This is a genomic window from Paenibacillus sp. J22P143, from assembly GCF_059692035.1.
This window is the reverse complement of sequence record NZ_JCAUAQ010000013.1, coordinates 117,735-143,099: the sequence shown is the minus strand read 5'-3', so window position 1 is coordinate 143,099 and position 25,365 is coordinate 117,735. Positions and strand designations below refer to the sequence as shown.

Genomic DNA, 25,365 nt, shown 5'->3' with positions numbered 1-25,365 from the left:
ATTTGGTTTGATAAGAATTTAATTAGGTTTTTACCACAGATATGTAATACATTCAGTGAATTTATTGACAAGTTATCGATGAATCCTGAATGGGATTTAGAAGAGTATTATAAATTAATAGGTAATAATTTATTGGGGTGACTCAAATATGAGGGCCGGTACTCCGGGCCTTACGCTAACGGAGTAACGATAACGTTCAATTACAACATGAAAAGGCAGCCATCCAAGGTGGATTGGTTGCCTTTTCTTATGTAACGCGCAGGATTGTTAAGGAAGCTTTCGGGAAAAATACCCAAAAAACTCAGCTCCATTCGATTAATTGGGAGTTAGTAGGGGCAGTGGAAGCAACGACTACGGGAGAGGAATTGACATTTCAAGATCCTTTAAATAAGTTCTCGGTACCAGATCTTGTACAATTATGCTGAGCTTTTGTTTCGGTTCTAAGGGTGGGAACTCCCGAACAAACATGTCATTTCCAGACTCGATGGTACGTTCACCCACCATTTCCAATTCTTTCCCATTTTCCGTAAGTAATCGAAATGCAGCATTATCGTGATCAGATCGCTGTTCGCCCAGAGTTCGATAGTAAACAAGGGTTTTATCGGATAAAAACGAAATGCCAGTCAACTCCAAGCTGCCGAGACTCCCGCGCTGGACAACGAATGGACTTTCTTGTGTCGGGGTATTATCCACCGGCACTACTGTTGCTTTTCTTGGAGGATCAAAAGGAAGCGAATATGGACGAATCGTCAATGAGTTTGGTAGTTTGCCTGTGACTCTTGAGGATATTTTCCATTTATCTATGGTCGTTTGCCCTTCCGTTCTAGTGTATTTCGTACCACTATTGATTAACTCAAGGGAGCGTCCGTTTTCATCAGTGACTTCCATATCGATATAGTTCTGCAAAGGTTTGTTCCCTTCCATGTCAACACTTGTTTCACCGATAAAATCAATGAACGAATCTGAATAATTTATTTTCTGTAATGTGAATTGCACATGCTGCTGGCGAACAGTTTTCATTAGATCTAGTGTATGAATTCCTTCTTTGAGCATCCCTATATGACTGTTAAATGAAAAATTCCATTTTCCTTCTTTGTTGACTATGTCGCCGTTCGCTAGTGAATAACCAACTTTACCGATCATTATATTCATTTCATACTGTTTCGATAGTTCTTTCAATAATTGATCGTCCGCATAGGTTTGAATAACTCCAGCATATTGATGATCATTAATCAGCTTTCCATATCCTACGATTGCAGGAAATCTTCGATCATTAATAATGAATTCAATATCGTAGGGGGTCATACCGTTTTTGACGCTTTGGTTTGTTTCCATTGTATAGCTGGCAGTTAGATCATAGCCGTCGTAGTATACCTCGGAGATTGTAATCTTGACATCACCGTCCTTAACCGATTGCTGAACTTCGGATGTCACAGCTCCCAGATCAGGATGTTTTTCACTGAAAAAACCAATCATTTGGAAGACAGATTTGAAAATAGGTGATTGAGCCATAATCGGTATCATTGGGGTCGAAATAAGTAAAACTACAAACAATGCGCAACTAACACCCGTAATCAAAAAACCATATTTAAGCTTACTTTGAACTCTTTTTCGAATCAGCATTGGGTGGTCTGTCAATGTTCGCTCCCATATTCGGTTAAAAGATGTAGATGGAAACTCATGATCTAGTTTTTTATTCAAAGTTCTTTTAATAGTAGAATTACGTTCATCCATATGACGATTAACCTCCAAATCTGTTAGATGGTTTCATTGTATACTCACATTCCGGAAGTTTCTTTCTCAATGACTTTAAAGCCGTATTTAACCTGGATTTACAAGTGCCAATCGGTATATCAAGAATTTCTGCTATCTCTGTAAACTTCAAATCAAGATAATAATGGAGATATATAACTTCTCTACTTTTAAAAGATAAGGAAGAAATCTCGTCCCATAATTGTTCGTTTACCTCATCTTTTACGATCATCTCTTCCAAGGATTCATGCTTATGCTGCCTGTTCCAAAAGGTTGTCCATTGTCGTTTGCGAAGCGTCTTTCTAACCGTATTTAGTGTAATTTTGTAAATCCAAGGTTGTATAGGTCTTGTAGCATCATATTGGGGATACACCTGAAAAACTTGAATAAAGGTATCCTGCATAATATCTTCGGACAAGGTTCTGGATTTGGTTAGGAATAAAGCTAATCTGTATACGTAAGCGGACTGTTCCTCAAATATCTTTTCCGCCTCTTCCCGAGAAATGTTCAATTCATTTCACCCCCTCAATATTTTACTACTGTATATATCCAAAAAAATTAAAAAAGGTTCGATCCGCTGAAATAAAAAAGAACGTCATAATAATATAAACCGAAACGGCGTGCTTGACGTTTATGTATAGAGCAGTTATGAGGCTGCCGGGAGATTGAACTGCTCCTTTATCGGGCAGCATTCTTTAATTACAAATAAAAGGAAAAGCCAATTGACTAGAGAATAAATTTAAAGATGTAGACAGTTCAATGAAATGATGTTCGTTATGGAAAGTAGGTGAGGTCACTTTGTTTAGTCGAATGGGCTTAATTATAGGACTTTCAATCTTATTTTTGACCATAGGATGTAAATCTACAACTACCGAAGATTCCTCTTTACCCAACTCGAAAGAATCTCCTACGACAATAGCAATTACCACATCAGAGAAGAAGCCCCCTTCACCAAGTATAACATCGTCATCTAGTATAGTACCTTCTCCTACAGATCCTCGACTGAATCAAGATATTTCGACTCGATCAGTAAGTCCTACCCATACGAATAGTGCGGCAGAAATGAAAAATAATAGTCTAGAGACTCCTGTCCCTACTAAACCTATGATGACAAGCTTACCACTCAGTACGCCAAGACCAGCTATCTTACCTCCGAAACTAACAATAGATGCCAGTAACGGTACACTACAAGAAATAAATACTGTATTAAGGAACCAAAAGGGTGTATTCGATATCATCGAATCCCCAAACAAAAAATACGTTGCCTTTATGTATAGCGTTACAAATTACCAATACGACGAAATGACCCTCTATATATGGCGAGTGGGTAATAAAAGCCCGAAATCCTCATTAAATAAAGTAAATTATGTTGGTAATGTTTTTTGGTCACCGACCAGTGATTACTTGTTTGTCGATATGGGGACATATGTATTACGTCAAGGAACATTATTTTCTGCAGAAGAGGTAAAAGAAGTAACGACACTTAGTTATGTTCATCTTCCTTACTTTTCACCGGATGGAAGAAATATGTTATTTTCCGCGGCAAGTGAAGATAATAGGATGGACACCGTTAAAGGACACTATATGGACCCAGGTGAAGTTTATGATCTAAAACTACATAGTATTGCTGATAATAATTCTACGATTATTTATAAAGGTAATGAAACCAGTGATTATAGTGCTATCGGTTGGCTTGATGCAAATACGATTAGTTACGATAAAAATAGTTATAAAGTGCAAAATAACGATCTGCTAGACGAGAGCATAAAATATAAATACGATATACGAAGTAAGAAATCTATAATTGACGGCGACCATAAATTGACGATTGCGGAGTACTGGGAAATTTCGAGACCTTTATACGAACAAACTAAGAAAGATGTATTTAAGGATATTTGGTCTCCTGATCATCGGACAGTCGTCTTCGTTAAAGGTGATAAAAAAGAAAGTGTCGGAGATATTTGGGTCTGGAAAGTGGGTGGAAATAATCCGACACTAGTAATCGCTAACCAAATGGTTGATAATTTTGTTTGGTCGAATGATAGCCGTTATGTAATGTTCAACTCAGGTATATCTTATACAGAGAACGTAAAGGTTGTACATATACAAAGTAATAGTATTTATACTGTCAGGAAGTTTGGTGGACTACCTTATTTTTCCCCAACTTCTGACTATGTTCTGTATACCGAAAGCGTGGACTTAAATTCACCTTATGTAAAAGAAACAGAAACGGGCTTTTCCCATTATGTCTCGCTTCTAAATTTAAACACCGGAGAAATTAAGACTCTTACGAGACCTAATCCAAGTATTGAATACATTGCGCTTGGTTGGGTGAGCGATAACAAGTTTATGTATAAGAAGACTGATAACGAAAAGAAAACAGAAGAAGTCGTAGAAATGGACTTACCTAATTAATGGATCGTTACAAAACAGGAAAGTAGTAATAATCATCGAATACTATAAATAGCATTCTTCAATATTTCGAGTCGGTAAGGAGTACATATATGATGGCAGAATTAATCAAAATTAGAGCAAGTGTGTTCATCGGAGGTATGTTATATCTCCCCCCCATTCAAGATTCTACAGGCATGATTTATGAATATCAGGGTGATGCAAGGGAATTCACTCCGAACGCGGGAAACACTGGGCGTTGCCGTGTTGAGCAAGAGGTCATCATTGACTTCGTTAAGCAACGAATTAGCTCTTTTTCCGATACAGGTGTCACTGTCCTTAAAATGACAACCCCTGACGGAACTGTCGAGTACAAACAAGGAAAAGCGTCTACAGACGGTATTCACGTTGAAGATGAAGTGTGGTACGGGGACACAGTATCTTTAACTATGCGAGCGAGCGCAAGCAATCCACTTAGGCCTGATGCTCCAACTGTAGATTACGCACTGCAAATTAATGCGCATAAGGATGGTACCGTGAAGGTGAAGGGAAGTCATGATGGGTTTCCGTGTTATGAGTTTTATAAACAAGTGGATTTCGGGGATTTTCAACTCCTTCACGCCCATGACTTTCGAAAGACTGGTGATACGCCAGCGGCAATGGCTGGAGAGATGGAGTATCATTTTGAAGCATAAGAAAGTTTGACTTAAAGTTGACTTTTATATAACGAAAAAGCATAGTTGAGGAGTCTGCTTCAGGGCAGAGCTCCTCTTTCGTTTATTAAGTTAATGGGCAGGACATGATTATGGGAGGTACTATGGGGGGAGAACTGTTGATTCATAATAATACACGTTTGCCTATAGAGAACAAATTGGAACAAATCTACGAGTGTCTCCAAATTATGTTTGGTGAAGTTGCAATAGAACATCTAACAATAACATGTGACGATTTAGGCTATAAAAAACCAAATTTTACTACGGCAGGTATCTTTCATCTTCATGGTTTTGTAAAAATTAATAATGAGCAATTGCCATGGTCGATCATATTAAAAGTTATTAAAACCGATAGTACAGAGAAAGAAGAATCTCTACATCACAATTATTGGCGTCGGGAAGCACTGATTTTTGAATCAAAGCTTTTAGATGATCTACCCGATTCAATTCAAACTGCAAAGAGCTTTCTTGTTGAAGAGCAGCAGGATGGTACAATATGGTTATGGATGGAACATATTAAAGGGTATTATGCACAATCACAGAAGCAGTTTGACTTTATCGCTCGTCAGCTTGGACGTTTTAATGGGACATATCTTACGGGAAAATCAATACCTGATCAGGAATGGATATGCAGAGATTGGCTAAAGTCATGGATAGCAGCAAGTCGAATGTATGCGCCTAATTCAGATGCTTACATAAATGATTTACATAAGGACAATGAGCGTAGCATATGGGCATGGTTTCAGGATTTTAATAAACAGGTCGAAAACAACTTATCTTCTCTCGAGGGCTTGCCACGTGTGCTAGCACATCAAGATTTGAGCCAAATGAATATGCTGCTGGTAAAGGATTCTATGAAGATCGAACAATTAGTGCTGATAGATTGGCAATTTATGAGTATATCGGGCATCGGGGAAGACCTTGCCAAGATGTTTGGTGTGAACATGAGTCTGGGTATTATTCCCCCTGATCAGTACTATGCTTTTCAAGCTTCTTTATTTAATGCTTATATTGTAGGATTAAAAGATATGGGATGGCAGGGTGACGAAGGACTGGCTAGATATGGTTACTGTCTAAGCACTGCTTTACGAAGCGTATGGGAAGTACCTCAGTTCTTTTCATTAGCCGCTAAGTTAGAGGAAGATCCCCAAAACACAGAGCTTCAAGAAAGAGTTTTTAGACTTGAACAAATTATTAATATTCATAGGGAAATGGCGTTAGAAGCAGACATGTTGATGTTACATTTAACAAAGGGTGGTGAACGATGTTAGGCGCTGTAATAGGGGATGTAATTGGTTCAGTCTTTGAGTGGCATAATACCAAATCTACGGAGTTTAAACTCTATGATAGGTTCACGAGATTTACAGATGATACTGTTTTAACAGTAGCCATAGCTGATGCTATTCTAAGCAAGAAAAAACAAAGAAATAAGCTGTTTGATTATTACGCAAGTAAGAGATTATATGCAAATAAATTAAGGCAATACGCTAGATGGTATCCTAATGTTGGGTATGGTCAAAAGTTTGAGGAATGGGTTTTGAGTAACAACCCCAAACCATACAGAAGTTATGGAAACGGATCAGCTATGAGAGTGAGCCCGATAGGATTTGCCTTTAGTTCTTTAGAAGAAGTGATGATTGAGTCCAGAAGATCAGCATTAGTGACCCACAATCATAGGCAAGGTATCAAGGGTGCTCAAGCCGTAGCTTGTGCAGTCTTTCTAGCGAGAAACAATAGATCAAAAGATGAAATTCAATCTTTTATTCAGCAGAGATTCAAATATAATCTCAAGCAAAGACTAGACGACATAAGGCCAAACTATGCTTTTGATCCAAGCTGTCAGGGGTCGGTCCCACAAGCGATAATTGCATTTTTAGAATCAAAAGATTTTGAAGATGCAATTAGAAAGGCTATATCCATTGGTGGAGACAGTGACACGATAGCATGTATTACTGGTGGTATTGCACATGCTTACTATAAGGAAATTCCAAAGGATATGATATCCGAAGTAATGCTTAAACTCGATCTCAAGTTAAGGCAAATAATTGGATCATTCAATGACAGGTACAACATTTCAGTATAAGTGCCGCTGACAAGAAAATAGTCTGATTAATAGCCGCCTAAAATTATTATTGAAAAAATGGAAGGATTGAATCTTCAAACATGAATAATAAAATAACTTTTAAGGATGTACGCTATCATCCACTTACTGGGGAGAAGAAGCCATTGGATTTCTATATCCCTGAAGAAGTATCAAATGAACGGGCGCTTGAATTGATCGAAATATTTACAGTTAAATCTGAAATGTATACCATCTCAGAGCTCAATGGACAACAGAAGATTGTTATCCATTGATGTCGAATAAACGTGTGTACACCTACAACTCAACGGGCTGTTTATTCCATATTGTATCATGTCAAAACATGTGATACATTTTGTATACATGAGGAATCGCTTCCTACATAAGCAAAAAAACGATTATTGCATGTGCCTGAGTTTATTGTTTAAGTGGAGGTGGTTCGAAAATGAGTGTGCCACTACGGGCAGTTGTGATTGGTGCTGGTTGGGCTGGGGAAGGTCATACTGTAGGATTGAGAAGTGTTGGTGTTGAAGTGGTCGCTATTTGCGCTCGTAACGCTAATGTTGTAAAAGGGGTTGCAGACAGGCTCAATATTCCTGCAGCATCGACGGATTGGCGTGCCACAATACGTGAATTGAAGCCTAATATCATTTCCCTGGCCACACCTGCTGTATTACGAGAGGATGTTGTCCTTGAGGCACTTGCCCAAGGAGCGCACATTGTTTGTGAGAAGCCCCTTGCAACGTCTGCAGCTGAAGCAAAACGAATGCTGAATGAAGTTGAAGCTGCAGGCATTAAGCATGCTTACGCAGCCACTCAAGCGTATGATCCTTCTACCTCTTGGATTCAAGAACTTGTTCGTACGGAAGCAATCGGACGGATAAAGGCGGTAGAGATTTTCGCCTTCATACCCAAGTACAACTCGAAATCCCCATGGACGTGGTCAAGTGATCTCTCGCTCGGCGGTGGGGTGCTGCATAATGCTCTGACGCACTATCTAGGGATTCTGACAAAGGTTTTTGGCAGTGAACCCATCCGCGTGATGGGTGAAGCGCGACTCGGTAGAGAGAAGGCACCTGTTCTTGGTGAGATTCATGATCATCGGCAATCCTTAGCGATTCCTAGCGCTGAGGCGCTTGCTGCCGTCGAATGGAAATCGGTTGATGCAGAAACAGCGTTTAATGCCATAATGGAATATCGTCTTCCATCAGGAGACAGCTTAACTTGCGTTATTCAGTTAGACGCCATGGTGCCATTCTCTCCTACCAACCCGTATTTTCGAATCTATGGCGAAAGCGGAACGATATATATGCAAACGGTTTCTTTTCTTATGATGTAAGTATTGTTGGCCCTGAGGGAACTATTTCAAAAACACTGCCTGAACGATTCAAAGAGGGATATCCGGATACTGGTAATGGTGAACAGAATAAATGGAATGTCTTTTTTCGGGATTTTGTTGCCGATATCAAGGGTGAGACTTATCAATCCTATCCCACTTTCCGAGAGGGATATCGCGATCAACGTATTATTGAGGCGATTCGGACGGGAAGGGGATGGACTTCTCTGACTGACTGATTGTGCTTGCCAGTTGTAAGAATTCTAATCGTGACAACACAAAGTCCCCGACTCCTAAAGAGGTCGGGGATATTTTATTTTCTATACGGATGTAATGATTCATAAAGCAGTTGGAATTATTTAGATGAGTTTCTCTTTTTTAGTCATATAATGGTGATAAGGATGATTAGGAGGTGTACCTGTGAATCGATTGATTGTGTTCATGTTTTGTATAATCTTTTTCACCGCTTGTTCTCAAGAGCCGTTACGGGATAACCACACTACAGAAGAAGTCACCAAAGTAAAAGTCGTCGAAGGAATGATTCTTTACAAGCATATGAATGATAATATGGCTCGTAGACATGCGGAGTTCTCTGGGTCTGATGTTGTTATCGATCCGAACTATTACACATCTCATACCGTTCAAAGAGGCGACATCGTTTACTATCAAAAGCCACAGGCGGCGATAACCAATAATGGATCGCCAGATACAGAGATCTCTAGGGTAATAGCGCTTCCTGGAGAAACTATTCGAATTGAAAAAGGTCGAATCTTTATCAATGGAAGAAAACTCGATACATTTTATGGTCAAGCACTTTGGGGTGGAATGGACGTAGAAGAATTAAATAAAGTGATTAAGAATGATTCGAATTTGGAGAACATCGATAAAGTGATTAAGATTATTCAGGACAGCGATGAAACCAACAAAAAAGAAATCAACGTCCATGACGGGCAGTATTATATTATTGGCGATGATTGGATTCGAAGCGGAGCGGAGATAGCAGACATTATGGTCCGATTTCAAAAGATAGTATACTCGGAAAAGTAGTGGGTAGTTTGAAATAAAGTGCAGGCATACTGAAACGAGCCAACCGTATGAACGGATGCCGATAAATACTTCGGAAGTAAGGCATTATCATCAAAAAGCTCGTCAATTTTTCTTTGTCCTAACTGGTACAGCAACTATGGAGATTGGCGATAAAGTAATTGTCTTACATCAACAAGAGAGGATCGAGGTTCCACCTCTGATGCCTCACCAAATGTTTAATAAGTCACAAGATGAAAACAGCGGTAGTCTTAGACTTGTTTTCAAGTCTAAGGCTGCCGCTGTTCTATATATGGGTGTCAGTCTACACTGTATCCTGAATAACGGAAATCTTATTTTCACCGCCTACATAAATGCGATTCGTGCGCGGGTCTAACAACAAAGCACCAGATCCTTTGCCAAGTTGGAGCTTTGTGAGTGGCTTCAAGCTGCTGCCATGATAAACGATTAATGGAGCTGTTCCAGAATCAGTCGATTCTAAAATGAACAGGTGGTTGGTTTTCGGATTAATAAGCACATCCGCAAAAGCAGGCACGGTTAAAGAGCCAATGACTTTGTTCGTCACGCTATTGATGACAAACACTCGGCCCTTCACGGAGATTTGTGCGCTTGAGACATAAACCCGACTCGTAATGGGATTAATCGTGATTTCCCTTTGTAGTCTGCCGAGCTGAATCTTACGAACTTTCGCCGTTCGGAGGTCGACAACCGAACAGTAACGACTTAAGTTATTAGCAACATATAGTCGATTTGTTTTCCGATCTAGGACGGGCGTTATGACGGGATTTCTTCCGACTTTTACGGTAGTAAGTATTCCCTGGGTATCGCCATTAATGATGGATAACGTATCCGTTGTCGTATTCGTTACATAGATACGATTGGTCCTTTCATTAACGACAATATGAGAAGGGCGTCCATTAAAAGGTATTCTTGTTTGTACTTTATTGGTAGCTCCGTTCAGGACAACGAGTTTGCCTTTCATCGAAGCTAAGGAGATCGTCGACACATAAATGCGATTCGTTCGGGGATTAACTTCGATGTTGTCACAGCGTTCCCCCACTTTAATCGTGGCGATGACTCGGTTCGTAAGTCCGTTTACGACGGAAACGGAACCATCATAGAAGTTAGATACATAAATACGGTTCGTCCGCGTGTTGACGGCCATGTAGTAGGCCATTTTGCCAACCTTAATGGTGGTTATGATTTTATTTGTTGTAGTATCCAGAACGGCAAGGCTGTTGTCGTCTTGAATGAAGTATACACGATTCGTTATCGGATTGATGGCAAAGTATTGGGCTGGACTACTGACAGGAATAGTTGCAATTAGGCGTGGCAAGGATGCTTTGATTCTGAGCTTCGAAACTCGGACAGCTTTACGGAAAAGCATGCTGAATCCCCTTCCCAATGAGATGTGGTACTTCCAACATATTCACGACCTTGTTGGTAGGGAACTAGGCAATTATTTGGACTGAATGGTCATGATGCTACTTCTAACCGCATTTACGGCGAGTACTGCTTGCGGAACCGAAGTGGCGAGATGCCTGTAGCTGCCTTGAAGCAGTTGGAGAAGTAAGGTGCATGGAGAAAGCCAATATGCTCGGCAATTCGCGCGATGGACCACTCCGTTTTGATTAGCAGCAGCTTGGCTTGCTCAATTCGGTACGCGTGCAGATATGCCATTGGCGTGCAGTCATAGATCTCCTTCATACACCTGACGATATAATTAGGGTGATATGCAGATGTTATGGAACGGGCGCTGTACAACAACGTCATCGGCAGCATGTCACAGGACGGCAAGCATTATTTTTACGTGAATCCGTTGGAGGTTTTGCCGAAGGCTTCTGAATGGAATCCTGGTCGTCACCATGTCAAGGCTCCTGAGCAAAATAAGGTCTATATGCATCTATTCATCGGCAGTGAGGCGCGGTTCGAGCTTGCCGTTGGCGAAGTTGCTTTTACCTAAACTCCCGTGGGAAGATTATGTGCGATTAGAGCTAACGACGGCTCCGAAAGATAAGTTTACTCTAGCGCTGCGCATCCCTTCATGGGGCTATCTCGGCGCTGTTTTGAAAATCAACGGTGTTCTGACGACGTATGAAACGGTAAATGGCTATGCATCGGTTGAGCAGCAATAGGGGCAGGGCGACATCGTGGAGTGGGAGCTTGTTTTGGAATCTCAGTTGACCACCGCACATCCCGAGATCAGGACTAACGCTGGCAAAGTTGCCATCGAACGCGGACCTCTCGTTTATTGTCTGGAAGAAGTGGACAATGGTACTCTGCTGGCATCCGTATCAATTATAACTGCGCAAAAACTGGAAGCGAGTTACGAGGCAGGATTGTTAGGTGGAGCGATCGTAGTTGGGGCAGAAAGCCTGGCCGATGAGTCGGCATCTTGGTCGGAAGAAACGCCGTACCGTCCACTTACACAGCAGAAGGCTTCTGAGCGAGTGAAGCTGAAGGCGGTGCCTTATTACCTATGGGGCAACCGTGGTGTAGGCGAGATGAGATGACTGTTTGGATTCGCAAGGGTGGCGAGTAAAGCGAGTGACATTTGTAGGCACTCCGGGAATCCGAGGGGCTTTTTGCTGATAGTTGTGCCGCGGTCTGCTTAGCCGATATTCGAGTAACTCGAGCGCGCCTAAGCGAAAATCGAGGAAATACACGAAAAATTCGAGTAACTCGGACGCGTCGGAGCGAAAATCGAGGAGATACACGAAAAATTCGAGTAACTCGGACGCGTCGGAGCGAAAATCAAGGTGATACACGAAAAATTCGAGTATCTCGGACGAGCCGGAGCGAAAATCAAGGTGATACACGAAAAATTCGAGTATCTCGGACGAGCCGGAGCGAAAATCGAGGAGATACTCGAAAAATTCGAGTAACTCGGACGCGTCGGAGCGAAAATCGAGGAGATACACGAAAAATTCGAGTATCTCGGACGAGCCGGAGCGAAAATCGAGGAGATACTCGAAAAATTCGAGTATCTCGGACGCGTCGGAGCGAAAATCGAGGAGATACACGAAAAATTCGAGTAACTCGGACGAGCCGGAGCGAAAATCGAGGAGATACACGAAAAATTCGAGTAACTCGGACGCGTCGGAGCGAAAATCGAGGAGATACACGAAAAATTCGAGTAACTCGGACGCGTCGGAGCGAAAATCGAGGAGATACACGAAAAATTCGAGTAACTCGGACGCGTCGAAGCGAAAATCGAGGAGATACTCGAAAAATTCGAGTAACTCGGACGCGTCGGAGCGAAAATCAAGGAGATACACGAAAAATTCGAGTAACTCGGACGCGTCGAAGCGAAAATCAAGGTGATACACGAAAAATTCGAGTAACTCGGACGCGTCGGAGCGAAAATCAAGGTGATACACGAAAAATTCGAGTATCTCGGACGAGCTGGAGCGATAATCGAGGAGATACACGAAAAATTCGAGTAACTCGGACGCGTCGGAGCGAAAATCAAGGAGATACACGAAAAATTCGAGTATCTCGGACGAGCCGGAGCGAAAATCAAGGAGATACACGAAAAATTCGAGTAACTCGGACGAGCCGGAGCGAAAATCGAGGAGATACACGAAAAATTCGAGTATCTCGGACGAGCCGGAGCGAAAATCAAGGAGATACACGAAAAATTCGAGTAACTCGGACGCGTCGGAGCGAAAATCGAGGAGATACTCGAATCCACGGTGCGCTTCTGCGGCCTGCTAAGTCGAATTTTCCAGTAAAGGCTTAACAATGGGCCCCTATAGTAGTTGCTGAAGGCACCACGTCATATGCCATTTTTACACAATTCATAACCGTCATAACCTGACGGTCACGAGTGATTATCTAGTGAAATCGTGGTAGGAATGCGATCTCATGAAGAGGCTTATCGGTGAAGTGAAGTGATCCCGGGGAACACATTGGCGTTATTTATTAAACTGTATGAGATTCGTACGTATAAGGTAACGTTATAGTCAAATTGAAAAACAAGCTGAAGCGAGTACTTTAGCTTGTTTTTTTTCGTTCACTTACTTCTTTGCTGAACTGAAAATTAGTTCATGTGCTCAGGCCTACCTGCCAGCCAATCCTCGAGCGTAGCCACACGTGATGGATATTTATAGCTTCTGGCAAGAAATCCGACCCCATGCTGAAGCATGGGATCTTGATCTGTAGGCTGGTAGCGCAGATCAACACTCCAGCGAACCTCACTGGACGTATTCGGAGTGGACATATGGAGGCAGCGATCGTTGAACAGAATCGCGCTTCCTGCAGGTACAGGCAGGGCAACGGTTTCTGTTTTGCCAAGCTGACTATCTTTGAGCGCGGTATATCCTGTTCCTGTGTAGGTTTCACGATGCCACTTAAGCACACGTTTGCGATGTGTCTGGGGCTTGATATGGAGACAGCCATTCACTTCATTCGCATCGACTAGCGGGATCCATACCGTAATAACGGGATTCGCATTTGCATCTGGCCAATACGATTTATCTTGATGCCAAGGAACTGCGCCGGCAGCCACTTTCGGGACCTTCGGGCGCACGTTGTATACCGGATTAGCGAATAGCTCGCCGCCAATTAACGATTCTACCGCATCCAGAATTTTTGGGTTGCTCATCAGCGTGAAGTAGCCAGGGATGCGATCACGCCAGCTACGGCCGTATTTCAGGAAGTTTTCGGCGGACAAATTCTGAAATAGCTCAGCTAAGCGGTTTGGAAATGGCCGATCCTCAAGCTTATCCGTGATAAGTCCATCTGCGAACAGTTCATCCGCAATCATTGAAACCTTCTGAGTCATCGCTTCGCGTGCAGAGGCTAAGTCCTCCTCCGACAATAAATGAGGGATGATGAGATAGCCTTGTTCCTCATAAAACTGAGATTGCTCGGTAGTTAAACTTCCGCTTCTAAATTGCTTGTTCATCCTACTCACCCTCCAAGATGTGTTGTAATATAGAAGATAATAACATTTCATATGGTAGTTGTATTTGCTTCTGCGTTCGTCAATTGATCAATTCTTCCGATCATTCATTTCTCTATTTACTTACGATTGTGAGGGTTCATATGACTTCCTTATCTTCCGTTAATCCCTATGTACGAGTAGGCCATTATTATCGATTTCCTGTTGAACGAAACCAAGCTGAGGTCGGCAGGATCGGGTACTGCTATGCCTTTCATCTCGTTGAAAGTGGCAAAGGAACGGTTACCGCCCGGGGTAAAACATTTCCTGTGAAGAAAGGTGATCTGATTTATTTTCCACCTGAGGTGAGTCACTCCTTTTACGCCCATCCAGAACATCCGTTAACCACCTACAACCTGTATTGTGATCTCTGGAATTATAAATTGGAGAGCAGTCAACATCTCGTTTGGGACGAGTCTGACTTCAATCGTGACTTGCTGACGCCTATTGTCCCGTGTCCAGAGTTGGCATTGCTCCCTATAGTTACACCAATCCAGCATGATGCGTCACTTGGGCAATTATTCATACACGCTGTGACCCAGTTGAGGAAAAATGCCCCCTACATGGATATAATCGTAAGCAATCTCGTCAAAGCATTCCTGTTAGAGCTTGTACAAATCGCTTCGACGACCTCATTCATGGATTACCGAATTATCCCGATTATCGAACGAATGGATAGGGAAGCGAACGCAAGTCGAGGCTATGACGGATGGATGAGCCAATGTGGGCTACGCAAAACCCAATTTCATTCGCTTTTCAAGCAAGCTACTAGCATTTCGCCCAAAGCGTATTGGACTCAGGCCATTATGAGGCAAGCGGAAGCAGCCCTGTGGGAAAGCAACCGCTCTATTACGGCCATTGCGGAGGATTTCGGGTATTCGTCGGTCCACCATTTTACGAAACAATTCACGCTATTTCATGGGGTGTCACCAACGGAGTTTCGGAGGCGGAAAAGTTAGTAAGGAAAATGGTAAAACCGTACTCGTTAAATCCCGGTTTTGTCGTTTGTCCTGATTATTCCAGTTGTTTGCCTGTGTATCACCTTCAAAACAGACAGAATGACGTGGTTAACTTGATGGTCAGCACGGGTATGGTTCTATTTAGGAGGTAATATGAAGCAGATAATCAAGATAGTAATGGCTGTAATTCTGGTTATAAGTATGTCGGGGTGTCAGCAGCACACAATTAATTATTCGGTTGGAAAAGATACATAAGAGTTAGTTGGTGACGGTAAATTCCAGATTGGAAAATATCCCGACTTTGTAAAGTTAGAAATGTTTAATAGTAAGAATAGTATGAAAATACTAGATGAAAGAGTATTGAAATATAAAAAAATAAAAGAAACCTTATATGTAGTTGGTGATGCCTATACCATAGTTAATGGAGAAACCAATACATGTAAACAGTACTCTGAATCAAAAAAGAGAATAATTGATTATTCGGAATTTGAAAACATTATAACCTACATGGATAGTTATGACGATTTTACAGACTCTGAGAAAAAGGTGTTTGATAAATTGAAGCAATAACAAAAATCTGAATGTCCATGTTAAAAAAAGCACAGATCAAATTCAACAAGTAAAGAACTTAAGAACGAAGACATAAAAATGAACCCCGCCATAGAATACACTGGTTGGGGTTTATTTTATTAGAGAAGCACCGCTTGCCAATCAAATTGTCATAGAAGTTATCCGATCGAAGTAAGGTTAAATAGAACAGGAAGGGGGGACTCCCACATGGCTACATCTGATTCCAACCAGTCCAATGTGGAGGAAAGGATGCGTTGGCGTATAAGTGAAGAGGCTGGAATCGTTTGGGACATTCAACTCGGCGACCTTGCTCACCAAGATCATGTAGAAATGAGCGGCAAAGAGATTTCCCTCATCGTGACGTACGGCGTAGATACGGAAGGCGGCGTTATGCTAAGACGCAAAGTGGTTTGGCCTGGACTGCGCACGATCCCGAATGATACGCATGCTAGTTTAATAGAGGAATTTGGACAGGGGCTTTTGCCGAGTATACGTGTAGGGGGTCAACCTGTCCAAGAAAAACTATTCAGAATCACTTTCGATGGGATTCTTCAGATGGCATCCGTATCCGATCAAGGGGTTTTGGTACGCAGAACTGTTTTTCCGGCGCGAGATAAACCGTATGCGCTAGAACGCGTACAGGTTCAGAATATGACGGAGGATGCTATACAGCTTGAGATAGAGCGGATCGCAAGATCACATTATCGCAGAGGTACGAAGGGGATGTATGCAGTGGAAGCGGGACATGATGCGCCAGCAACCGTGGTACTGGAAGCAGGAGAATCGTTGGCATTCATGGGTTGGATATGCGCTTCTACCATACAGACGCCACAAGAAAGTCTGGACGTCGTCGTAGAGGAAGCGAAGCGGCGGCAATTCTTGAAGGAGCTCGGTTCTTCTTTGCAGCTCGAAACACCAGAGCCTCATTTGAACCGGATGTTTGATCTTGCCAAAATCCGCGCGGCGGAGAGTATTTTTCGCACCAAAGGCGGTTTGATGCACAGCCCCGGAGGCGGCTCTTATTATGCCGCTGTCTGGACAAACGATCAAGCCGAATATGCTGGACCTTTTTTTCCTTTTTTAGGTGATAAGGCCGCGATGGAAGCTTCACTGAATGCCTACCGACTTTACATGCCGTTCATGGGAACGGACCACCACCCGATTCCTTCTTCCATCATTGCCGAAGGGGTAGATATCTGGGAAGGGGCCGGTGATCGAGGGGATGCGGCGATGTATGCCTATGGGGCAGCACGGTTTGCGCTCGCGAGCGGCAGTCGGCGGATAGCGGAGGAGCTCTGGCCAGCGATAGAATGGTGTCTGGCATTTTGCAGGCAGAAGTTAACCAAAGATGGTGTTGTTGCTTCCGATTCGGATGAACTGGAGAACCGGTTTCCAAGTGGTGATGCCAATCTGTTCACTTCTTCCCTGGCGTATGGAGCTCTGATTTCCGCGGCACATTTAGCGCGCGAACTAAGTATTCCAGGCACTGCTTCTAGTTTGGAGGAGGAGGCAGGTAGACTACGTCAAGCGATTGAATCTCATTTTGGCGCAACAATTGAGGGGTATGAAACCTACCGTTATTACGAAGGAAACGACATTCTGCGTTCGTGGATTTGTGTGCCGCTGACCATGGATATCCTGGATCGCAAGGATCAGACCATCGCAGCATTGTTATCCCCCCGATTGTGGGTGAACGGCGGACTTGTCACGCAGGCGGGTGAAACCACGTATTGGGATCGTTCTACGTTGTATGCGCTGCGCGGTATTCTCTATTCGGGTGAAACCGAGGAGGGAATGAAACATCTGCTCGAATATTCCCGTAACAGGTTGCTTGGCGAACACGTTCCATACGCGGTTGAAGCTTTTCCCGAAGGCAATCAACGGCATCTCTCAGCAGAAAGTGCGCTATACGCGCGAGTGATTATCGAAGGGTTATTTGGCATTGTCCCCACGGGTCTTAGCTCTTTTACATGCTGTCCCCGACTACCTGAGGGGTGGGACACGATGACGCTTCGTTCAATCCGAGCGTTCGATTCATGTTTCGATCTTGTCGTCTCCCGATGTGAGCAAGCGGTGATTGTAGAATGTACGACTCCTGATAATAAGGAAACCTATCTGTGGAATCAGGATTCCCCAATCGCGATCAAGCTATGGTAAGGTGCTTTGATGCCCTGATCAGACAAGTCCGTGTTGTCTAGATGAGGGTTTTTACTTTTTAGAACGTTGTATCGTGCTAGGGGACAGGCCGTAATTCTTCTTAAACAATTTGGAAAAATGAAACTCATCATAAAAATGTAGGTTAGCTGCAATTTCTTTGACCGATAAAGTTGTCGTCTCGAGAGATACTTTGGCGGACTCTAATTTGAGCCTCAGCATGTAATCGCTAGGAGATAGTCCAGTTATGGCTCGAAATCGCGTAAAAAATGTCGTTCGGGCCAAACCGCTAAGGAGCACAAGCTCTTCAACCCGGATGGTTTTGTCCATATTTTTGTGAATATAGATGAGGGTCTTGTTCAGCTCTTTATGCTGGGACATCGTTGTAACAGATTGTTCTTTGGCGAAGAGGAGCAAAATTTCCTGCAATAGGATATTAGCGGCATACGAGCAGCCTGTCGGCTGTTCAATCAGCGTTTCAATGAGACGCTCACACTTTTGCAGAGCCTCGCCGATTTTTCCAGATGAAACGACCTCACCGACGGGAAGTTGCAAATAGGTGGACATAGCGACCGAGTTGAAATCAATAAAATAAAACTTCCAGTCATTATTTTGGCATTTATAGGAAGATGCTATGCTGTCCTGAACGATAAAGTAGGTGCCGGCATTCAGTTCGTAGGTTTCATTAGATTGGGAGAGCACCCCTTTACCTTCATAGGTGATAAATAGGCCAGGGACATCGAAGCCATTGCTCTTGGTAACGTGATAGGCATCATTGGCTTGTACTTTCCAAATCGAGATGAATTGGCAGGAAGGGACTTCTGATTGGTCAGGTAAGCCATACGGGATATCCATAAAGGACACTTCTTATACACCTCCTAAAATTGTTCCGTCATACATGAAAAATGCGGCATATTCCGTAAAATTGATTAGATTTACGTACAATTATACATGTATTTCATATGGCGATCCATGGATGATTTTGCTCTTTTCCCTTACATTTAAATCATAAGACACATATCACATGTCCACGAGGAGTGTATGTACACATGATGGTCAAAGTAGGAAACCGCGAATTAGAATTGAATGGCGAGCATTTAACGGAGTTAAGAAGCTCGAATGATATTTTCCATGATATTGAAGCGTTACGTGAGCGGATGGAAGAAGACGGTTACTTACTCATTCGCGGATTTCATTCACGAGAGAGCGTGATGGATGCGCGGCGAAGTATTTTGGAGAAAATGGCCCAAATGGGCAAGCTCGATCGGGACACTCAGCTCGAAGAAGGCGTCATGGCTGATGGAAGTAAGACGATTTTCATGGGTGGAACCAATGAAGATTTACCCGCGCTGCTGAATGTTTTAAATGGCGAGCATATCATGCGATTTTTCGATGAATTCCTGGGTGAACCCTCACTAACGTATCATTACAAGTGGCTTCGGGCGGTAGGCAAAGGAGATTTCACTGGGGCGCACTATGATATTGTTTATATGGGAAGAGGTACTCAGAATGTGTATACGGTGTGGTCGCCACTTGGTGACGTATCGTATGAAATGGGCGGCCTAGCCATTTGCTTGGGTTCACATCGATTTGAGAAATTAAAGCAATCCTATGGTACGAAAGATTCGGATCGCGATGGGATTGGGCACTACACAGATGATCCGCTGGTTATTACAGAGAAATTTGGCGGCAAGTGGGCAACAACGGAGTTTCAAGCAGGGGATGTCCTTATTTTCGGCATGTTCTTGCTGCATTGCTCACTCGAGAATACGACGAATCACTATCGGATCAGTGTGGATGCAAGATACCAGTCTGTCAACGAGAAGGTAGACGAGAGATGGAGCGGCAAAAAGCCCAAAGGTCATTTTAAATAAAATGGTGTAAAAGACTCCCCACTCCGCTTGAAATTTGCTATTATCTATATTGACCAAATCATCTTGTGGTATGGAAGCATTTTAAAATGGGATGAAAATAGGTTATGATAGGGAATGACATCATAATAGAAAGTGGGATCCATAGTGGGACGTAAATGGAATAACATAAAAGAAAAGAAAGCCTCAAATGATGCAAGTACGAGTCGCGTTTACGCGAAGTTCGGACTTGAAATTTATGTAGCAGCACGGAAAGGTGAACCAGATCCGGAATCGAATCGTGCGTTGAAGGTCGTCCTTGAACGGGCCAAAACGTATAACGTACCGAAAGCGATCATTGACCGCGCCATCAATAAAGCCAAAGGCAGCTCAGACGAGATTTATGAAGAGCTTCGTTATGAAGGATTTGGACCTAATGGTTCCATGGTCATCGTCGACACATTGACGAATAACGTGAACCGTACGGCGTCCTCAGTGCGAGCGGCATTTAGTAAAAATGGCGGCAATATGGGCGTAACTGGCTCTGTTGCTTATATGTTCGATGCCACAGCGGCTATCGGAATTGAAAATAAGAGCATAGATGAAATCATGGAAATTCTAATGGAAGCGGATGTAGACGTTCGTGATCTTCTTGAAGAAGATGAGATGGTCATGGTTTACGCGGAGCCAGAACAGTTCCATGCCGTTCAAGAATGCTTGAAAACAGCTGGCATCACGGAGTTTGCCGTTGCTGAATTGACAATGATTGCGCAGAATAACATCACTTTATCAGAGGACGCACAAGTCCAATTCGATAAAATGATTGATGCACTGGAAGATTTAGAGGATGTACAGCAGGTGTATCATAACTTGGAATAGGAAGATAAACTCACTTTTTGTATGGAATAATATCATACAGGGAGTGAGTTTTTTATGTTAGTGGCTATCCAGTCTGGAAATATTCTTGGAAAAAGGTTGGAGGTCAAGTAATGAAACGAGTAATCGTACAGTTTATAATGCTATTAACTATAAGTTTGTCGTTTATCGGCTGCGAGATGAGTTCCCAACAAATCAATGAAGCGGTGGCAGAAGACAAACTATATATTACAGAAGGCTATACGACAAAACTTTCTTCGATGAAATTAACTGAGGTTGCATCGCTCCCCTACTTTACTAAACCATTCATCTGTGTGGCAAAAGACGAAAACGGACAACAATTCGCAGTATTATTTCACTCAATTGATAAAGTTGAAACTGTAAAATTACCTATTACTTACGAAAATATAATAAACCGAATCGAATCGGAGGGATTCAAAGTTAAACTTGAAACCAATTCCTCTTATAATTTACACTTATTTCAAATTAACAATACTTTGTTTTGGAATTTTAATGATGGGACAGGAAAACTATTTTTGACTCTCAAAGGCGAAGTTGAAACGGACCCATTTAAGAGCAATCAATGAAAGCTGTTGTTATACATGTTGTAATATAAGTAATTGATTGAATTGAAAGTGAGGGGAACAATCATGCAGGAACTTAAACGGATATACGTGGAGGAGAATTACGATTGGTCAGTCAGAATCAAAAACGTACTTATTGATTGGTAATTCATTTAATCTATACTTAAAAATTCAATCCCTCACCGCTGTTGAAAGCCTAATGAATGAGAAAGAACGATTGACATGGTTACAAGGCAAATTGCCTGTCCCAGAGATTGTTTATTATGGTCAAGACGATTCTAATGAATATTTGCTAATAACCGAAATCGAAGGTAATAATGCTTCTGATAAGTCCTTCGAAAGGATGAAACCACAGTTAATGCAGCAATTGGCATATGGTCTGAGAGCAGTTCATGACATACAAGTTGCAAGTTGCCCTTTTAGTCAAAGATTAGAGAGTAAGATAAATGAAGCTAAAAAACGAGTAGAAAATAATCTTGTAAATGAAGATGATTTTGACCAACAAAGACAAGGATCAACGGCAAAAGATTTATTTAATGAGCTAATTAGCAAAAAGCCTATGAATGAGGACTTAGTCTTTACGCATGGCGATTGCTGCTTACCTAATATCATTATACATAATGGGAAGGTTCATGGATTTATTGATTGGGGTAGGGCTGGGGTTGCAGACAGATATCAGGATTTAGCCTTGGCAATCAGAAGTATAAAATCTAACTTTGGCAATGAGCATGTACATGCCTTTCTTGATAATTATGGTCTAACAGAATTAGATGAATCTAAAGTTGATTACTATCAGCTCATGGACGAGTTCTTTTAAGCGATAAAACAAATAATTATCTTCTATTATCGTAGTGGGGCTCTATTATTATGAAAAAAAGGACTTGGTTATGAGTGATTTTATAAAATCAACAATATGGCAAGGAATCATTTTTGCAGTTGTCGTTCAGATAGTCATGTTTGCATGGAATTTCAGTTTAATATTGAAAGTGTTTGGCAAAACGAAAACTGAAGATTTTTCATATCAAGATACATATTTTGTTGTATATCATGGAGTCTTTGAAAACTTTCCAAAGTTGGCTTTATTATTTTGGGTATCTATAATTTTTGTCTGCTCTTTATTCTGTTTGGAATTGTAAAATGGGGATGGTTGAGATTTATTTAGAACATAGCTTTCATGTTAGGTATTGGGGAAATAGATTCTTTTCTTGGGAGATCAAGACGCTAAGCAATTGCATTTTATATTGCCTCTGGTGAACCGCTATGATAGCAACAAAGCATAACTACATCAAAGAGGAATTTTAAGGAAGGAGAAACAATGCTTACTTTTAAACAGTTGCTTGTTGGAACAAGTTTTGTGAATGTATGGGCTAAGCTGAATAATCATTATCCAAACCAAAAAGAGTTTGTTGGGGAGTATAGAACTCTTTATGAGAGATTGAAAATATCTCTACCCTTGGTAAACGAAACTAACATGTATATTTACATTAACGTATTTAAAGAAAACAAAGATGGGGAGTCACTATGTATAAAAGATTCCAATGAGGAAGATGTTTCACTTCATTTTGATGTTTGTGGGAAAGATGACGAGTGGACTGGTTACTCATTGGCTTCTAGCAAATTTCGTGAGTGGCTTGGGTATTACATGGACGAACACTCTATACAAACAATGACAAACAAAAGCTTTATTGCCCACTGCCTTTGGGAGATGACATTTTATTATGGATTTGATGACAAAGGGGCTATATAAAACATGGATTTTGTTTTAAGGGAGGTACTAACTTGAAATTTGAATATAGACTGTCAGGATTAGGATGGGCTGATGGATATATTGAAATAGACCAGACTACGTGCTACTTTACAACAAGTTATATGACAAATGCGTTAGATGATTTTTTATCAGCACTTATACATGTTATTACAGCCTGTGTACCTAAAGATGAGCTGAAGTCACAAACGAAGCATGGACGTCCTAATTAAAACACACGGTATTGTTGGTTTTAGGGAATGTTGGTATAGACATGATTTTCCTCTATCCAGTTTTTTGAAGTTAAAGAACTTCTATATCACGAATACGAATTTCAGCGTATTTGGGTATGAGGATAAGGGCTGCCAACTTGTTAAAACAGACATAAATGAGGACTTTGAATTGTTATTGCGTGATATATGAGTTCAATAATAAAAGTTTTGACTACTGGAGGCTAAATAAAATGATTTTACGAACCGCCGAAACAACGGACGCTTCAGATATATCCAAATTATCAAATCAATTAGGTTATCCAGCGGCAGAAGATCAAATCCTTCAACGCTTAACAAACCTGCTGCAAGATGATGACAATGCGGTATTCGTAATGGAGTTAGAAGGTGAAGTTATTGGCTGGGTACATGTGCATGGCAGGCATTTAATTGAGAGCCCTGATTTTGCAGAAATTGGAGGTCTAGTTGTCGATCATGCTCATAAGCGTAAGGGAATTGGTGAGCAGCTTATGCGTCAATGTGAAGAATGGGCTAAAGCAAAGGGATATGGTTCAGTCAGAGTACGTTCAGGTGGGCAAAGAAATGAAGCACATGCGTTTTACAATCGAATTGGTTATACGAATGTGAAGTCACAACAGGTTTTCAATCTCATTTTAGAGTAAAGCACCTCCTTGAACTAGGATTAATAGTAGATAAAAGCGGTGTGACCCATGGCTCTTTCAGGCTCTTGCTCAAATTCATCATACAGCGCAGCCTTAGGGAAGATAGCAGAAAATGCCAAGAAGGAAGGGAAAGATCCCTTATTTCTTGGCATTTTTACCTATCTACATAAACCACCAATACACCGGAATAAATAAAATCGATGTCATAATCCCCGCAACGCCCATGGCGAAGCCGCTCATACTGCCCTCGACTTCGGAATCCTTGATCAGCCGTGCGGTACCGATGCCGTGCGCCGCAGTCCCGATGGCAATGCCGATGGAGAGTGCATCCCGGAAGCCGAGCCAAGTGAGCAATTTCTTGCCGACCATGCTGCCAAATAGTCCGGTCAGCACGGTAAGCACAGCTGTTAACTCTGGCAAGCCGCCAAGATGGCGCGATATTTCTAACGCGATCGGCGAGCTGACCGATTTCGGCAGCATGCTGAGCAGAATCTCGCGGCTGCCGCCGAGCATTCCCACGAGGGCAGCGGCAGAGACGATGCCGGTTAGCGAACCCGCGGTAATGGCAATCAATATGCGGTTGATGTGCTTTTGGATCAAACCCGCATGCTTATACAACGGCACACCGAGAGCGACCGTTGCTGGACCAAGCAGTACGGTGATCATATCCGCGCCTACCTTATAGGCCGCATAGGGGATATGAAAGCTTAGCAGCACACAGATGATGAAGCCGGAGCATACAAACAGCGGATGCAGCCAGCGCCAGCGCTTATGTAGATGTTGCGCAGCCGTATAGGCCACAACGCTGAGCGCGATGCCAAACATCGGGTTCATAAGCCAAGCGGAGGTAGTCATGACATCCCGCTTTCTGCTGCCTTTTGCCCATTCGCACTAGAACTCATCAGTTGCCCTGGATCCCTACGACGTTGCATCTTGGAGGTTATAAAGCCTGTAACTATCAGCACAGCCACTGAGCTACCCATGACGCCTACCCCAATGGACAGCCAGTTCGCCCCAATAAGCGGAAAGAACGCCATCGTTCCCACGACAAAAGGCAGGAAAAACAGCATCATATGCCCTGTGAACCAATTGGCCGTCGTTTCGACCCATTCAAGCTTAATCAGCTTCGTAAACAACGCGATGGTAAAAAGAATAAGTCCAATAACATTGCCGGGCAGAGGAAGATGAAAGCTGGTTTGCAGCCAGATACCTATTCCATTAAAAGCTACTAAAATCGCGAGTCCTAACATGTTGTCTCCTTCATTAGGGCACACATGTGCCCCGTTCTATCTATCCGTTATTTACCTGTGGTCATGCACATTGTTGATACCATGCCATCTCCATTATCCTTCACTTGGATCAGTAAGTCATCCCCTGATAACTGGGAAGATACTGAAAGGCTTCTGTTTGTGCGGAGTGTGATTGTGAGACCACTCTTGGAGAGAACAGCAATAGGCTCGGAAACCGAGCCTAAA

General features: G+C 42.4%; 28 protein-coding genes and 2 pseudogenes. 21 read left to right on the top strand and 9 right to left on the bottom strand.

What is annotated here, in order from left to right; translation table 11 throughout:
• Positions 1 to 351 precede the first annotated feature (351 nt).
• Positions 352 to 1,734 (bottom strand): DUF4179 domain-containing protein, encoded by a 1,383-nt coding sequence (locus AC58PQ_RS18485; RefSeq protein ID WP_497244038.1) that lies wholly within the window; start codon positions 1,732 to 1,734, stop codon positions 352 to 354.
• A gap of 7 nt (positions 1,735 to 1,741) precedes the next feature.
• Positions 1,742 to 2,263, bottom strand: coding sequence for an RNA polymerase sigma factor (locus AC58PQ_RS18480; protein ID WP_497244036.1), 522 nt, complete (start codon positions 2,261 to 2,263; stop codon positions 1,742 to 1,744).
• A 287-nt stretch (positions 2,264 to 2,550) separates the two neighbouring features.
• Between AC58PQ_RS18480 and AC58PQ_RS18475 the strand changes: the two genes are divergently transcribed.
• From AC58PQ_RS18475 to AC58PQ_RS18440, 8 genes are all read left to right on the top strand, one after another.
• A complete protein-coding gene (locus AC58PQ_RS18475; RefSeq protein ID WP_497244034.1) occupies positions 2,551 to 4,167 on the top strand; it encodes a TolB family protein in 1,617 nt (538 codons plus the stop codon).
• Positions 4,168 to 4,259: 92 nt separating this feature from the next.
• Positions 4,260 to 4,838, top strand: coding sequence for a DUF3238 domain-containing protein (locus tag AC58PQ_RS18470; protein WP_497244046.1), 579 nt, complete (start codon positions 4,260 to 4,262; stop codon positions 4,836 to 4,838).
• 122 nt (positions 4,839 to 4,960) lie between these two features.
• Complete coding sequence (locus AC58PQ_RS18465; RefSeq protein WP_497244032.1) at positions 4,961 to 6,127, top strand: oxidoreductase family protein; 1,167 nt, start codon at positions 4,961 to 4,963, stop codon at positions 6,125 to 6,127.
• Positions 6,121 to 6,939 (top strand): ADP-ribosylglycohydrolase family protein, encoded by an 819-nt coding sequence (locus tag AC58PQ_RS18460; protein ID WP_497244030.1) that lies wholly within the window; start codon positions 6,121 to 6,123, stop codon positions 6,937 to 6,939. Before AC58PQ_RS18465 ends, AC58PQ_RS18460 begins: the two co-directional genes overlap by 7 nt.
• An 80-nt stretch (positions 6,940 to 7,019) precedes the next feature.
• A complete protein-coding gene (locus AC58PQ_RS18455) occupies positions 7,020 to 7,211 on the top strand; it encodes a hypothetical protein (protein ID WP_497244028.1) in 192 nt (63 codons plus the stop codon).
• A 170-nt stretch (positions 7,212 to 7,381) separates the two neighbouring features.
• Complete coding sequence (locus AC58PQ_RS18450) at positions 7,382 to 8,275, top strand: Gfo/Idh/MocA family protein (RefSeq protein WP_497244026.1); 894 nt, start codon at positions 7,382 to 7,384, stop codon at positions 8,273 to 8,275.
• Positions 8,276 to 8,692: 417 nt separating this feature from the next.
• The gene (locus AC58PQ_RS18445; RefSeq protein ID WP_497244024.1) at positions 8,693 to 9,319 is read left to right on the top strand and encodes a S26 family signal peptidase; all 627 of its coding nucleotides are present in this window, start codon (positions 8,693 to 8,695) and stop codon (positions 9,317 to 9,319) included.
• 55 nt (positions 9,320 to 9,374) lie between these two features.
• Positions 9,375 to 9,692 carry a cupin domain-containing protein gene (locus AC58PQ_RS18440; RefSeq protein ID WP_497244022.1) on the top strand — a complete coding sequence of 106 codons (318 nt, stop codon included), beginning with the start codon at positions 9,375 to 9,377 and terminating at the stop codon, positions 9,690 to 9,692.
• Here AC58PQ_RS18440 and AC58PQ_RS18435 read toward each other — a convergent pair.
• Positions 9,621 to 10,703, bottom strand: a complete 1,083-nt coding sequence (locus AC58PQ_RS18435; RefSeq protein ID WP_497244020.1) for a YncE family protein — start codon at positions 10,701 to 10,703, stop codon at positions 9,621 to 9,623. The genes AC58PQ_RS18440 and AC58PQ_RS18435 overlap by 72 nt on opposite strands.
• A 113-nt stretch (positions 10,704 to 10,816) precedes the next feature.
• Positions 10,817 to 11,050, bottom strand: a pseudogene (locus AC58PQ_RS18430) (helix-turn-helix transcriptional regulator); the annotation flags it as partial.
• Positions 11,051 to 11,060: 10 nt separating this feature from the next.
• Between AC58PQ_RS18430 and AC58PQ_RS18425 the strand changes: the two are divergent.
• From AC58PQ_RS18425 to AC58PQ_RS18415, 3 genes are read left to right on the top strand one after another with little or no spacing between them, the layout of a single operon-like run.
• Positions 11,061 to 11,279, top strand: coding sequence for a beta-L-arabinofuranosidase domain-containing protein (locus tag AC58PQ_RS18425; RefSeq protein ID WP_497244018.1), 219 nt, complete (start codon positions 11,061 to 11,063; stop codon positions 11,277 to 11,279).
• 19 nt (positions 11,280 to 11,298) lie between these two features.
• Complete coding sequence (locus AC58PQ_RS18420; protein ID WP_497244016.1) at positions 11,299 to 11,451, top strand: hypothetical protein; 153 nt, start codon at positions 11,299 to 11,301, stop codon at positions 11,449 to 11,451.
• Positions 11,452 to 11,466: 15 nt separating this feature from the next.
• The gene (locus AC58PQ_RS18415; protein ID WP_497244014.1) at positions 11,467 to 11,829 is read left to right on the top strand and encodes a hypothetical protein; all 363 of its coding nucleotides are present in this window, start codon (positions 11,467 to 11,469) and stop codon (positions 11,827 to 11,829) included.
• On the opposite strand, the gene AC58PQ_RS18410 is transcribed toward AC58PQ_RS18415, so the two are convergent.
• Positions 11,794 to 12,951 (bottom strand): hypothetical protein, encoded by a 1,158-nt coding sequence (locus tag AC58PQ_RS18410; RefSeq protein ID WP_497244012.1) that lies wholly within the window; start codon positions 12,949 to 12,951, stop codon positions 11,794 to 11,796. The two genes, AC58PQ_RS18415 and AC58PQ_RS18410, sit on opposite strands and share 36 nt — an antisense overlap.
• 407 nt (positions 12,952 to 13,358) lie before the next feature.
• A complete protein-coding gene (locus AC58PQ_RS18405) occupies positions 13,359 to 14,225 on the bottom strand; it encodes a phytanoyl-CoA dioxygenase family protein (protein ID WP_497244010.1) in 867 nt (288 codons plus the stop codon).
• 140 nt (positions 14,226 to 14,365) lie between these two features.
• Here AC58PQ_RS18405 and AC58PQ_RS18400 point away from each other — a divergent pair, with 140 nt between their 5' ends.
• The 3 genes from AC58PQ_RS18400 to AC58PQ_RS18390 all read left to right on the top strand — a co-directional run bounded on the left by AC58PQ_RS18400 (position 14,366) and on the right by AC58PQ_RS18390 (position 17,947).
• Positions 14,366 to 15,220 carry an AraC family transcriptional regulator gene (locus AC58PQ_RS18400; RefSeq protein ID WP_497244008.1) on the top strand — a complete coding sequence of 285 codons (855 nt, stop codon included), beginning with the start codon at positions 14,366 to 14,368 and terminating at the stop codon, positions 15,218 to 15,220.
• Positions 15,221 to 15,556: 336 nt separating this feature from the next.
• Positions 15,557 to 15,790, top strand: coding sequence for a hypothetical protein (locus AC58PQ_RS18395; RefSeq protein ID WP_497244006.1), 234 nt, complete (start codon positions 15,557 to 15,559; stop codon positions 15,788 to 15,790).
• A gap of 207 nt (positions 15,791 to 15,997) precedes the next feature.
• Positions 15,998 to 17,947, top strand: coding sequence for a glucosidase family protein (locus tag AC58PQ_RS18390; protein WP_497244004.1), 1,950 nt, complete (start codon positions 15,998 to 16,000; stop codon positions 17,945 to 17,947).
• A 51-nt stretch (positions 17,948 to 17,998) separates the two neighbouring features.
• Here the strand turns inward: AC58PQ_RS18390 and AC58PQ_RS18385 are convergent, their stop codons facing one another.
• Complete coding sequence (locus AC58PQ_RS18385; protein ID WP_497244044.1) at positions 17,999 to 18,799, bottom strand: AraC family transcriptional regulator; 801 nt, start codon at positions 18,797 to 18,799, stop codon at positions 17,999 to 18,001.
• 194 nt (positions 18,800 to 18,993) lie between these two features.
• Here AC58PQ_RS18385 and AC58PQ_RS18380 point away from each other — a divergent pair, with 194 nt between their 5' ends.
• The 7 genes and pseudogenes from AC58PQ_RS18380 (at position 18,994) to AC58PQ_RS18350 (ending at position 23,890) form a co-directional block, all read left to right on the top strand.
• A complete protein-coding gene (locus AC58PQ_RS18380; protein WP_497244002.1) occupies positions 18,994 to 19,818 on the top strand; it encodes a phytanoyl-CoA dioxygenase family protein in 825 nt (274 codons plus the stop codon).
• Positions 19,819 to 19,962: 144 nt separating this feature from the next.
• A complete protein-coding gene (locus AC58PQ_RS18375) occupies positions 19,963 to 20,673 on the top strand; it encodes a YebC/PmpR family DNA-binding transcriptional regulator (RefSeq protein ID WP_497244000.1) in 711 nt (236 codons plus the stop codon).
• Between the two features lie 110 nt (positions 20,674 to 20,783).
• Entirely contained in the window at positions 20,784 to 21,257 is a 474-nt protein-coding gene (locus tag AC58PQ_RS18370; protein WP_497243998.1) for a hypothetical protein, read from the top strand.
• Between the two features lie 79 nt (positions 21,258 to 21,336).
• A pseudogene (locus AC58PQ_RS18365) lies at positions 21,337 to 22,071 on the top strand (APH(3') family aminoglycoside O-phosphotransferase); the annotation flags it as partial.
• A 498-nt stretch (positions 22,072 to 22,569) separates the two neighbouring features.
• Positions 22,570 to 23,001: a DUF6557 family protein gene (locus AC58PQ_RS18360; RefSeq protein ID WP_497243996.1), complete on the top strand. Its 432-nt coding sequence runs from the start codon at positions 22,570 to 22,572 to the stop codon at positions 22,999 to 23,001.
• A gap of 32 nt (positions 23,002 to 23,033) precedes the next feature.
• Positions 23,034 to 23,231, top strand: coding sequence for a hypothetical protein (locus tag AC58PQ_RS18355; protein ID WP_497243994.1), 198 nt, complete (start codon positions 23,034 to 23,036; stop codon positions 23,229 to 23,231).
• Between the two features lie 230 nt (positions 23,232 to 23,461).
• Positions 23,462 to 23,890 carry a GNAT family N-acetyltransferase gene (locus tag AC58PQ_RS18350; RefSeq protein ID WP_497243992.1) on the top strand — a complete coding sequence of 143 codons (429 nt, stop codon included), beginning with the start codon at positions 23,462 to 23,464 and terminating at the stop codon, positions 23,888 to 23,890.
• Positions 23,891 to 24,052: 162 nt separating this feature from the next.
• Here AC58PQ_RS18350 and AC58PQ_RS18345 read toward each other — a convergent pair whose 3' ends face one another.
• Positions 24,053 to 24,745, bottom strand: coding sequence for an LrgB family protein (locus AC58PQ_RS18345; protein ID WP_497243990.1), 693 nt, complete (start codon positions 24,743 to 24,745; stop codon positions 24,053 to 24,055).
• A complete protein-coding gene (locus tag AC58PQ_RS18340) occupies positions 24,742 to 25,140 on the bottom strand; it encodes a CidA/LrgA family protein (protein ID WP_497243988.1) in 399 nt (132 codons plus the stop codon). The genes AC58PQ_RS18345 and AC58PQ_RS18340 overlap by 4 nt, the downstream gene beginning before the upstream one ends.
• Between the last annotated feature and the right edge of the window lie 225 nt (positions 25,141 to 25,365).

Coding starts and splice junctions, on each gene's coding strand:
- AC58PQ_RS18395 (WP_497244006.1), top strand. CDS start 15,557: ATGAAAATACTAGATGAAAGAGTATTGAAATATAAAAAAATAAAAGAA.
- AC58PQ_RS18485 (WP_497244038.1), bottom strand. CDS start 1,734: ATGGATGAACGTAATTCTACTATTAAAAGAACTTTGAATAAAAAACTA.
- AC58PQ_RS18440 (WP_497244022.1), top strand. CDS start 9,375: ATGCCGATAAATACTTCGGAAGTAAGGCATTATCATCAAAAAGCTCGT.
- AC58PQ_RS18435 (WP_497244020.1), bottom strand. CDS start 10,703: ATGCTTTTCCGTAAAGCTGTCCGAGTTTCGAAGCTCAGAATCAAAGCA.
- AC58PQ_RS18360 (WP_497243996.1), top strand. CDS start 22,570: ATGCTTACTTTTAAACAGTTGCTTGTTGGAACAAGTTTTGTGAATGTA.
- AC58PQ_RS18380 (WP_497244002.1), top strand. CDS start 18,994: ATGATGGTCAAAGTAGGAAACCGCGAATTAGAATTGAATGGCGAGCAT.
- AC58PQ_RS18455 (WP_497244028.1), top strand. CDS start 7,020: ATGAATAATAAAATAACTTTTAAGGATGTACGCTATCATCCACTTACT.
- AC58PQ_RS18345 (WP_497243990.1), bottom strand. CDS start 24,745: ATGACTACCTCCGCTTGGCTTATGAACCCGATGTTTGGCATCGCGCTC.
- AC58PQ_RS18370 (WP_497243998.1), top strand. CDS start 20,784: ATGAAACGAGTAATCGTACAGTTTATAATGCTATTAACTATAAGTTTG.
- AC58PQ_RS18470 (WP_497244046.1), top strand. CDS start 4,260: ATGGCAGAATTAATCAAAATTAGAGCAAGTGTGTTCATCGGAGGTATG.
- AC58PQ_RS18385 (WP_497244044.1), bottom strand. CDS start 18,799: ATGGATATCCCGTATGGCTTACCTGACCAATCAGAAGTCCCTTCCTGC.
- AC58PQ_RS18350 (WP_497243992.1), top strand. CDS start 23,462: ATGATTTTACGAACCGCCGAAACAACGGACGCTTCAGATATATCCAAA.
- AC58PQ_RS18460 (WP_497244030.1), top strand. CDS start 6,121: ATGTTAGGCGCTGTAATAGGGGATGTAATTGGTTCAGTCTTTGAGTGG.
- AC58PQ_RS18405 (WP_497244010.1), bottom strand. CDS start 14,225: ATGAACAAGCAATTTAGAAGCGGAAGTTTAACTACCGAGCAATCTCAG.
- AC58PQ_RS18400 (WP_497244008.1), top strand. CDS start 14,366: ATGACTTCCTTATCTTCCGTTAATCCCTATGTACGAGTAGGCCATTAT.
- AC58PQ_RS18340 (WP_497243988.1), bottom strand. CDS start 25,140: ATGTTAGGACTCGCGATTTTAGTAGCTTTTAATGGAATAGGTATCTGG.
- AC58PQ_RS18465 (WP_497244032.1), top strand. CDS start 4,961: ATGGGGGGAGAACTGTTGATTCATAATAATACACGTTTGCCTATAGAG.
- AC58PQ_RS18450 (WP_497244026.1), top strand. CDS start 7,382: ATGAGTGTGCCACTACGGGCAGTTGTGATTGGTGCTGGTTGGGCTGGG.
- AC58PQ_RS18425 (WP_497244018.1), top strand. CDS start 11,061: ATGGAACGGGCGCTGTACAACAACGTCATCGGCAGCATGTCACAGGAC.
- AC58PQ_RS18390 (WP_497244004.1), top strand. CDS start 15,998: ATGGCTACATCTGATTCCAACCAGTCCAATGTGGAGGAAAGGATGCGT.